The sequence below is a fragment of the Chloroflexota bacterium genome (assembly GCA_013152435.1).
In the GTDB taxonomy this organism is placed as follows: Bacteria; Chloroflexota; Anaerolineae; order DUEN01; family DUEN01; genus DUEN01.
In genome coordinates, this window is sequence record JAADGJ010000042.1 from 1 (window position 1) to 10,585 (window position 10,585).

Below are 10,585 nucleotides of genomic sequence, written 5' to 3' on the forward strand. Positions count from 1 at the left end.
TCTGGCCACGTCGTGTGCTGGGGGAAACCGAGAAGATGCGTATACAGACACGACACCTTGCCTCGTCCCTGCAGGCGCCATGTATGCCAATGATGGACATTGGACTTTGAAAAGGCCCTAAGCCTCCGCCCAGCACGGATTGTCGTCATACGCTGAGCATGCTATAATGGAGCGATCGCTCCAATGCACCATCCCATACGCGGGCCTACCCCTCGATCATCGCTGCCGTACAACGCCACGCGACCGGTCATGAAAGCTGATCTCTCCGCGACCCTCGCGCGAGGGAACACAGGCCCGGAACCTTTAGCCCGGTGGCACCACAGGCCACAGGCGTCTCGTATGCGGCGTCCCACACAAGAGCGAGAACCACTTCCCCAATGGAGGTCCCATGAAACTGCTCTTTAGCATCGTCAACAGCAAAGACGCCGGTGACCTGGCTCGTAAATTGGTCCAGGCCGGCTTTCGCGTCACGATGATGTCCAGCGCCGGAGGGCTTTTACGTCGCGGGAACACCACCTTCCTGATCGCGACGGAGGATGAGCGGGTAGAGGAGGCGCTACAGATCATTGCGGATACCTGCAACCCGCCACCCGAAGGGCCCTTCTACATCCCGGGCCTGGGCACCCGCCACATCGGCGCGGCGACCGTCATGATCCTGGAGGTGGAAAGGGCCGAACATTTCTAGCCCCTCCTCGGCCGCCACGCCCCGTGGCCGCCTACTGCCAGCCCCTTGCCTCCCCCCGGTGACGGGCTGCCTCTCTCAACAAGCGAACGTCACGTACTAGCGAAACATGTCCAACTCTCGCGGGCGCAGGAGGTCCACCAGACGGCCTGCCCCGGCCTCATACGGCGCGCCCCGCACCACGACCACCGGCGTCCCCTCGTCGGCCTCGCCCATGAGGAGCGCGGCCGCGGCCGCCACGCTATCCGCGGTGCCCACACGGGTCACGCGCAGCATCCTCCCATACAGATCCCTCCGCCCCCGCAGATCCGTCAGCGGGAGCAGCCCCGCCACCCCGATGACCACCCCCACAGCTCCCAGCCGCCATGCCCGACCGTGCGAGTCCACGATCAGCACGGCCACCCGGACCCCCAGCTGTTCATGCAAGGCCTCTCGGATCCGCCGCGCCGATCGATCCGGGTCCAGAGGCAGCAACAGCACCCATTGGTCATCCTCGTTCCCCGGGCACACGTTGGAATGATCGATGCCAGCATTGGCGCAAACGAAGCCCAGCCGATGCTCGACGATCATCAGCCCGGGCCGGGCGCGCAGGACCTGGGCAGACTCACGCAGGATCAGCTCCACCAGGCGAGGATCTTTGTGCGTCCTTTGCGCCCACACCATCGCCTCCGACGATGGCTCCACATCGGCCAGGGCGACGATCCTCCCCTCCGCCTTCGAGACGATCTTCTGCGCGACGGCGACCACGTCCCCATCCTGCAGCGGATACTCTGCCTCGCCCAACGCGCATGCGATGACCTCACCGAGGTCATCGCCTTGACGAATATCCGGAATGCCGGGGATGGCGGTCACCGTCATCTGCCGTAACATGATCCCTCGGCCGTCTCCTATGCCTAAGAGTGTGTCTGAGAAATGCCGTTGCTTCTGCTGTGGGGAGGCCCAGAGGAGCGGAGTCCCTCCGGAAAAAGCCTTTCTCCCGCCTTCGACCTGCCTGACCTCGGCTCGAGTCCTTTGGAAAGGGCCGAGAAAGGCAGGTGCAAGGCCAGAAAAGCGGGATTTTCCGTGGAGGGGAGGCCCCCTCCACACCTCCCCCTGTGGAGCTGGTCGTTGGGGGAGACCCCTCAGACGCCTTGCCGGTAAACTTTCAGACACGCTCTAAGCGCCGCCAGACCCAGGATAGGAATCGTACGGAGGGGAGCCTGGCGGCCCGCTCGTTGCCTCCCTCACCCCTACTCCAGGCCCGTGATCCGGATCCCGGCTCCCTTCGCCTTGTAGCGACGATTGATCCCGATGAGGATCGGGGTCAGCCCCTCCACCACGACGGCGTTCTGGAGCGGTCCCGCGTCCAGCCCTCGCATCCCCGCCCGCTCACATAGCGCGATGGCCACCGCCTTGGCCTTCGCGTCGTCGCCACAGACCAGCACGTCACAATCGATGGGATGATCCGGGTCTTTCAGGTGCTCGGCGGAGATGTTCTGGAAAGCGCACACCACCCGGACGTCCGGCCCCAGAATGGCCTGCGCCTCCTGGGTCGCCGAGCCTCCCTCCGGGATCCATACCCGGCTGACCTTGGGTGGACGCAGTGGCACCGTCACATCGACGAACACCTTTCCCTGCACCGCCTCTTTCACATGGGTCAACACCGCCGCGTGGGCGCTATACGGCACGGTCAACACGACCGTCTGCGCCGCACTCGCCGCGGCGAAATTCTCCATCCCCCGCACCAGGTCCCGCCCCAACCGCTCGTTGATCTCGGCCGCCACCCGCTCCGCCTTCTCCCGCTGGCGGGACCCGATGATCACATCCAGGCCAGAAGCCGCCCAACGCATCGCCAGACCCGGCCCCTCATGGCCGGTGCCTCCCAACACGGCAATGGTGCCGATCTCCATAGTTCCTCCGTGAAGAAGTGGTAAGCGTAGAAAAAGCGTCCAGGGGGAGATGCGAGATCAGGACACAAGCCGGGCGTATCGAGCCCAGGTATGCCGCGCCTCCTCCCGAGCAGCCGCGGCGATGGCCGCCTCATCGAGCATCAGGAGCCGCCGATCACGCATGAGCACACGTCCATCGCAGATGGTGGTCGTCACCTGACCACCACTCACGCCGAAGATGATATGCCAGGGGAGGTTCTCCGACGTCACCGGCGTGGGAGGACGATAATCCACGAAGATGATGTCGGCCGCGCTCCCCGGGCTCAACCGGCCGATCGGCCGCCCGAACACCTGAGTCGCTAACGCCCCGTTGTGCGTATACGCCAGTTGCATCACCTGATCTGCCGGCATGGCCCGTGGATCCCTCCGCCATGCCTTGTGGATCAGATAGGCCACCTTCATCTCCTCGAACATATCGTTGGAAAACCCATCGTTCCCCAGGCCCACGTGCATCCCACCTCGCAACATGGCAGGGACATCGGCCGTGCCCACGGCGTTGTTCATATTGGATCGTGGCTGATGGGTCACCCACGTCCCGGTCTCCCGCAGCAACGCCATCTCCCAGGGATCGATATCCACCGCGTGGGCGAGGATGGTACGCGGCCCCAACACGCCGAGGCGAGACAGACGCTCGACTACCCGCACTCCATAACGCCGCAGGCTATCCTCTTGATCGGCCGGCCCCTCGGCCGCGTGCAGATGGAATCCGACCCCGCCCAGGGATTGCGCCTCCGCCACACAGCGCGTCAACGTCTCATCGCTCAAGGAGAGGGAGGCGTGCAGGCCGAAAAGCCCGGCCAGGCGAGGAGGCTTCTCCCGAGAGACCCGCCGCAGCCACCGCACGTTCTCCCGGATCCCGGCCGCCGCCACCTCCGGCCCCTCCCGATCACTGACCTCGTAGCACAGACAGGCTCGCAATCCGACCTGCTCCACCGCCTCGGCGATGATGTCCAACGAGCCGTCCACGCACGCCTGGCTGGCATGGTGATCGATCAGCGTCGTCGTCCCGTGGCGAACGGCGTCGATCAGGCAAACCAGCGCGCTCAAACGAATCCCCTCAGGCCGCAACGCCCGATCCAGGGGCCACCACAACGTGTCCAGGATCTCCGGGAAATCACGCGGCGCGCCGGGCAGCGCCATACCGCGAGCGAACAGCCCATAGAAGTGAGTATGCGCGCAGATGCTCCCGGGCATCACCCACTGCCCATGCGCATCGATCCGTTCCACATCGGGATACTGAGCCAGCAGCTCGTCCGTGGGACCGATCGCCTCGATGGTGTCGTCCACGACGAGCACCGCTCCATCCTCGATGATGGACATCCGCTCATCCATGGTGATCACGGTGCCATGAACGATAAGATACATGCGCGCTCTCCTGAGACCCCAAAAGTTCACCCGTCCATTACAGCCGCTTCTCGCTGGAATGGCCCGGGAAGACCCGCGCCTCGGGATCAAGGTAGGCCCGGGCACAATTCACGGCAATGGCAGCCTGGGCGAATCCGATAGCAATGAGATTCAGGTAAACCGTGTCCGGGTTCCTGGCGATGTCACCGGCCGCATACACACCCGGGATATTGGTCTCCATCCGGCCGTTCACCAGGACATGACGCTTATCCACCGCCAGCCCCCATCTCTTAACCGGCCCCAGGTCCGCCTTAAAGCCCAGAAACAGGAGCACCGCGTCTACCGGGATGGTCCTCTCATCTCCCGTCTTATTGTGGAAAACGGTCGCCGCCCTCACGCGGTTATCGCCATGCAGCGCCTTCAATTCATGGGACAACATCACACGCACCGGTGAACGCATGAGCTCGGCGACGCTGCCTTCCAGGGCCCGAAATTGATCCCGGCGGTGGATGAGCGTGACCTCACGAGCCCAATCCTTGAGGATGAGCGCCCAATCCACAGCGGAGTCGCCGCCCCCTACGATCAGGACGCGCTGATCACGGAAGGCGGCTTTCTCACGGACGAAGTAGTAAACGCCCCGGCCCTCGAACTCGGCCACCCCCGGGCGATCCAGCCTGTTGGGGTGAAAGGCGCCAATCCCCGCGGCGATAAGCGCCGTGCGGGTTAGATGCTCCCCCTGATTCGTCTGGAGACGAATCAGCCCATCCTCCCGCCGTTCCAGGGAAACGACCCGCTCCTCAAAGCGTAATGTGGGATGGAACTGGTAAGCTTGTTCCACCAATGCCTTGATCAGATCAAGCGCCAGGATCTTAGGGAAGCCAGGCACGTCATAGATGTATTTCTCCGGATAGAGAACGCGAAGCTGTCCTCCCGGCTCCGGAAGCGCCTCGATCACCTTCACCTTCATGCCGCGCAGGCCAGCATAGAACGCGGCGAAGAGCCCCGTCGGACCGGCTCCAACGATTGTAATGTCCTGAACCTCGCGCTGGCCGCCGTTCTCACTCGCCATGAGGCCAAGCTCCTCCCCCGCCCCGTGCCCGTCCCCTCCCCCCAATGTAACCCGGTCAGCGCCTGCAAGGCCAGGAGCGGAAAGTCCTGGGAAGCATCCGGGAATTCCTCTATGGAGTCGAAGAGTATCCGGCTAGCGCACGCGGCTCCAGCCGGACATCAACTCCCGCTCTCCGGAGCGCCAGGCGCGCAGCAGCGCATCCTGATCCACCGGCAGTTCGTAAATCCGGACCCCGATCGCGTCGTAGATGGCATTGGTGATGGCCGCGCTGGTGGGGATGCTGGCGATCTCCCCCACCCCCTTCGCGCCATAAGGGCCATCCCTCGTCTCGTGTTCCACGAAGAAGGAGATCATCTCCGGCATGTGCATGATGCTGGGCATCTTGTACTGGCCCAGATGCCGGGTCCACGGGACGCCATTCTCGACAATGTACTGCTCCGTCAGGGCGTTCCCCACACCCATCACGATCCCCCCTTCGATCTGGCCCAGCAGCCCAACCGGGTTGATCACCCGTCCCACGTCATGTGCGCTGACCACCTTGAGCACCCGGACCTCGCCGGTCTCCGTGTTGACCTCCACCAGCGCCGCCTGGCACGCATACGAGTACGCGAAGTGCATGTCACCGCCGGTCCCCAGCGGCTGCGTCCTCGGCGCCTCGTACTCGTAACGAACGCAGGTCTCGTGTCCCTCCTCCTGCGCCCAACGCACCACCTCCGCAAAGGAGGCCACCGGCGCTTGATCCTCGCTCAGATACACATCCCCCTCGAACAGGCGCAGGCGATCCGGCGCCACATCCAGCCGCTCCGCCGCCACCGCGATCAGGCGCTCACGGAGCCGGCGGGCGGCGTGCCGCACCGCGTTGCCCGTGACGTACGTCTGCCGGCTGGCGGTGGTCGGTCCGCCGTCCGGGGTGCGGTCCGTATCGGACAGCAGCACGCGCACCCGATCGAAGGGAAGCCCCAGCTCCTCCGCGGCGATCTGGGCCACCACGGTCATCAGCCCCTGGCCCATGTCCGCCGAGCTGGAGCGGGCCTCCGCCGTGCCGTCGGGATATGCCTCCACCTCCGCCCCCGCCTTGTCCGGCGCCCCACCGCCCAGGCCGGTGTTCTTGTACGCCGCGGCGATCCCCCAGCCCCGGCGCACGGGCGCCGTCCCGTCGCCATCGCCCCGCGCCATCTCCTCCCGAACGACCGCCTCCACCCGGTCCAGGCACTCCAACAGGCCCACGCTCTCCCGCAGAACCTGACCGGTATTGGTCACGGACCCCACGCGCAGGGCGTTGATGCGGCGCAGCTCGAACGGGTCCATGCCCAGCTCCTGGGCCAGGATGTCCATGTTGGACTCGATGGCGAAGGCCGACTGGGTCACGCCGAAGCCGCGGAAGGCCCCGGCGGGCGGGTTATTCGTGTACATGGCGTAACAGTCGATCCGGACGTGGGGCACATCGTAGGGGCCGGCCGCGTGCGTGGTGGCCCGGGTCATCACCTTGTCGCCCAACGACGCGTACGCGCCCGTGTCCCCGTACAGCTCCGCCTGCACCGCCACCAGGCGGCCATCGCGCCGGGCCCCCGTTTTCACGCGGATGATCGTCGCGTGCCGCTTGGGGTGCACGCGCAACGACTCCGCCCGGTCGAAGAGCACCTTCACCGGGCGACCGGTCGCCTGGGCCAGCAACGCGGCGTGGATCTGCCCGGCGATGTCCTCCTTCCCGCCGAAGCCGCCGCCGATGGGCGTGCCGATCACGCGCACATCCTCCGGGGCCAGCCCCAACGCCGCCGCGATCTGATCCCGGTCCTTGTACGGGATCTGCGAGCCCACATACACGGTCAGCTTCTCATGGCCGGGATACCCCGCGGGCACGCCGATGGAGCACTCCGGCTCCAGAAAGACGTGATCATAGAACGGCGTTCGATACTCGCGCTCGACGATGACCTCCGCCTCAGCGAACCCGGCCTCCACATCGCCGCGCTCCACGTGGATGTGCTTGAGCAGGTTCCCCGTCGGCCATTCCTCGTGCACCAGGGGCGCGTCCGGCCGACGGGCCTGAACGGGATCGCTCACCACCGGCAGCGGCTCGTACTCCACCTCGATCAGGTCCAGGGCCCGGGTGGCGATCTCCCGGGTCTCAGCGGCCACGATGGCGATCGCATCCCCCACATAGCGGACCTTATCCTCGCACAAGACCGGCCAATCCTCGTAGATGAGCCCGTGGCGGTTCTTTCCGGGGACATCCGCATGGGTCAGGACGGCGACCACGCCCGGCAACGCCCTGGCCTCGCTTACGTCAATACGCCGGATACGCGCATGGGGATAGGCGGAACGCAGCACACGGCCGTGCAGCATGTCTGGGAAGGAGATGTCGTCGGCGAATTTCAAGCGGCCGGTCACCTTCCCCACCACGTCCGGGCGGGGCATCGGCTGCCCCACAACCCTCAGAGGCGGCTTCCGGGGAGGAAGCCACGAGGTCACATCGGGGCGACGCGCCTCATCGGCCCCTCCACGCATCTCCGCGGCCGCCATCTGGATCGCCCGAATGATGGCAGCATAGCCCGTACAACGGCAATAGCTATCCTTGAGCGCGTGCTTGATCTCCTCTTCGCTGGGATCGGGGTTGTGCGCCAGGAGATGGGCGGCTGTCATGATGAGCCCGGGCGTGCAGAATCCGCACTGGACGGCGCCAGCCCGGATGAAGGCTCGCTGCAACGGGTGGAGACCTGCCTTCCCTCCTTCGGGCGAAGCCAACCCCTCGATGGTGAGCACCTGGGCGTTCTGGGCCTTTAACGCCGGATAAACGCAGGAGAGCACGGGCTCCCCATTGACGAGGACCGTACAAGCCCCGCACTCCGCCTCGCCACACCCGATCTTCGTCCCTGTGAGCCCCAGATCGTAGCGCAGCACCTCCGCCAGCGTCCGCTGCGGCGGGATGTCCAGGCACACCTGCTCACCGTTGACGATCATCTCCAGCTTTGCCATCGCCTTCTCCATCCCCTCAGTCCGAGGCCTCCTCATCCGCCTCGCTTGATGCACGCTCCTCCGCCAGACGTCTCCAGGCGACCATCCGGCGGAACCGGGCCATGGTCAGCGTCCGCTTAAAGGCGCCCCCCTCCTCCGCGTCCGGCTCCTCACCATCGACCTCACGCCAGAACTCCGTCATCCGCTCCGAGATATCGAAGGCGTGATCCTCCAGCAGGAAATGCTTCGCGTCCAGGAGGTGCACCCGGGCGTGTGGCACGCGGGCCACGAAGAACTCCCGGTGCTCTGCCCCCAACATCGGATCCCGCTGCCCCCAGATGACCAGCGCCGGCATCTTCAGAGAAGGCAACCCCTCGTCAAAGAAGCGCTCCTTCTCCGGAGTCAGCTCAAAGCCGTCCATGATCCGGAAGAGGCTCTCGTCGCCGTGATCACGCAGCAGCAGCGCTCGATGCACCAGCAGATCATCCCGGTCCACCCCGTACTTCTTCGCCACGCCCACCCATCGCCAGACGGCGTGCATGACGGCGGGCCGGGCGAAAAGGCGCAGAGCCTGCCTTCGGAATCGCCCCCGCAACAGGCTCATAGGGAAAGGTGGACGAAATCCGGCCACCTTCAACGGGCTGTTGAGCAGGGTGATCGATCGCACCTGATCCGGATGCTCGATGGCGAACTGCAACCCGATGGGGCCGCCGATGTCGTGCAGCACCAGATGCACCGGACCCACATCCAACGCCTCCACCACCCGAGCCAACGTCCGAGCCAGCGCGCTCCAGGTGTACTCTCGATCCAACCGCTTGCTGGACAGGCCCAGCCCCGGCAGATCGGGCGCCAGGGCGTGCCAACGGGCGATATAGGTCATGAGATAACGGAAGAGAAAAGAGCTGGTGGGGACACCATGTACCAGCAACACCGGAGGGGCCTTACGATTGCCTTCCTCACGCACGAAAATGCGATCCTCATCGATCTGCACATAGCGCCCGGCAGCCTCATGTGCCCGCAACCGGGCGTCTGCATCGCTCACCTGCACGACTTATCCTCCACACCACGTATCGATAGATTCACATCGGGGGATTTCGCTCTCAATGTACCGATCGTCTCCTTCCCCAGCGACCATCGCCCGTGGATCCTTCCACCTGACGGGGATAAGTCCACGAGAAGCCACATCGCAAGGCAAGGACGATTCATGAATTACCCCTGCCCTACGCCGCGTGCGATCGCAGATCCCGGCGCGCCCGGGCCACGGCGGTCTCCAGCACCCGACGCAAGAGCACCGCCAGCATCTCCCGGCGATAGTCAGACGTCGCCCGATACTTGGACGTGCGCAGCCGGGCCTCCCGCTGGGCCGCGGCGATGGCCGCAGGCTCGCACTCCCCCACCGGCCGCCCAACCAGCGCCTCCTCCGCCGCGCGGGCGCGGAACGGGATCGGGCCGGCCGGGCCCACACAGATGGAAACCCCAGCGTAGCTCCGGCCATCGGGGGTCAGCCGCACGCGCGCCGCCACGCCCAAAATGGGCAGCGCCAGGCCCTGGGGGCGCATGATCCGGGCGAACGCGCTGCCCTCGCCCAGGCCGTGAGGACGCACCCGGAAGGCGACGATCATCTCCTGGGTGGGGTCCACAGCCGACTGCCCGGGACCACGAAAGAGATCCAGGATGGGCACCCACGCGTAAGCGACCTGCTCCCCGCCCTCCCGTTCATCAAGTCGGGCGATTTGCGCCTCCGCCTCCAGCGCCACCAACGACACGGTGCCATCGGCCGCGGGCAAGGCGTGGGCCACGTTGCCGCCGATGGTCGCCACGTTGCGCACCTGCGGGCCACCGATGACGCCACACGATTCGGCCAGGCAGGTGGCGTACGTCCGGATCAGGGGGGATTCCTCGATCCGGGAGTGGGTGACGGCCGCCCCGATCACGATATGCCCGGGCTCCTCGCGGATATCGACCATGCCGGGGATCCGGGTCACATCCACGAGCGCGGTCACCGGCGGCCGCTCGCCCTGTTGCATCTCCAGCAGCAGGTCGGTGCCGCCCGCCACAATGCACGCCCGGCCGTGATAGCGGGCCAACAACGCCAGCGCCTCCGGGATCGACGCAGGCAGATGATAATGCTCCCACAATGCCATTGTGACCTCTTGACCTCCTCACAAAAGGGGGTCCCATTCTAACACAGGGCCGCCCGAGTGTCTATCCGACGGAGATGGAGGTTGTGTGTCCAAAACGGTGGAAATTTCGCGAGACGACCCACGATGCCCATCGCAAGCCCGCAGGGATAGTGCAGAGGGCCCCCTCCGCCAAAACATCCTCTTTTCCGTCTGGCACCTGCCCTTTCCCGGCCGATTCGGATGGAGGAGGCCGGGCGAGACAGGTGAAGGGCGGAAACCAGGAGGCTTCTTTTGAGGGGCTACGCCCCTCAAAGCTCTCCGCAGCAGCCATTTCCCCGAATAGCAGGCGGAGCTCCCACGCTCCGCCTGCAGCACCATGGGAGCCGCCGCTGCCGACTCTTGCGGCCCTGATTCCATACAACCATGAATCGACGCCAGGACAAACCATCGCCGCAAGAACCAGAAGGGCCGAACTCTCCGTTCGGCC

The 10,585-nt window shown here is 65.5% G+C and carries 7 protein-coding genes and 1 pseudogene; 1 reads left to right on the forward strand and 7 read right to left on the reverse strand.

Annotated elements, in window-relative coordinates; all coding sequences use genetic code 11:
- The first annotated feature begins 388 nt into the window (after positions 1–388).
- Positions 389–685: pseudogene (locus GXP39_05560) on the forward strand (hypothetical protein).
- Positions 686–781: 96 nt separating this feature from the next.
- Here GXP39_05560 and cofE read toward each other — a convergent pair.
- The 7 genes from cofE to GXP39_05595 form a co-directional block, all read right to left on the reverse strand.
- Positions 782–1,552 (reverse strand): coenzyme F420-0:L-glutamate ligase, encoded by a 771-nt coding sequence (cofE, locus tag GXP39_05565; protein ID NOZ27506.1) that lies wholly within the window; start codon positions 1,550–1,552, stop codon positions 782–784.
- A gap of 359 nt (positions 1,553–1,911) precedes the next feature.
- Positions 1,912–2,571, reverse strand: coding sequence for an NADPH-dependent F420 reductase (gene npdG, locus GXP39_05570; protein ID NOZ27507.1), 660 nt, complete (start codon positions 2,569–2,571; stop codon positions 1,912–1,914).
- Between the two features lie 57 nt (positions 2,572–2,628).
- Positions 2,629–3,975 carry a putative aminohydrolase SsnA gene (ssnA, locus tag GXP39_05575; protein ID NOZ27508.1) on the reverse strand — a complete coding sequence of 449 codons (1,347 nt, stop codon included), beginning with the start codon at positions 3,973–3,975 and terminating at the stop codon, positions 2,629–2,631.
- A 37-nt stretch (positions 3,976–4,012) separates the two neighbouring features.
- Positions 4,013–5,023 (reverse strand): NAD(P)/FAD-dependent oxidoreductase, encoded by a 1,011-nt coding sequence (locus GXP39_05580; protein ID NOZ27509.1) that lies wholly within the window; start codon positions 5,021–5,023, stop codon positions 4,013–4,015.
- A gap of 132 nt (positions 5,024–5,155) precedes the next feature.
- On the reverse strand, positions 5,156–7,996 hold the full coding sequence (locus tag GXP39_05585) for a molybdopterin-dependent oxidoreductase (GenBank protein NOZ27510.1): 2,841 nt from the start codon (positions 7,994–7,996) through the stop codon (positions 5,156–5,158).
- 16 nt (positions 7,997–8,012) lie between these two features.
- Positions 8,013–9,023, reverse strand: coding sequence for an alpha/beta hydrolase (locus GXP39_05590; protein NOZ27511.1), 1,011 nt, complete (start codon positions 9,021–9,023; stop codon positions 8,013–8,015).
- A gap of 172 nt (positions 9,024–9,195) precedes the next feature.
- A complete protein-coding gene (locus tag GXP39_05595; protein NOZ27512.1) occupies positions 9,196–10,119 on the reverse strand; it encodes a xanthine dehydrogenase family protein subunit M in 924 nt (307 codons plus the stop codon).
- Positions 10,120–10,585 lie beyond the last annotated feature (466 nt).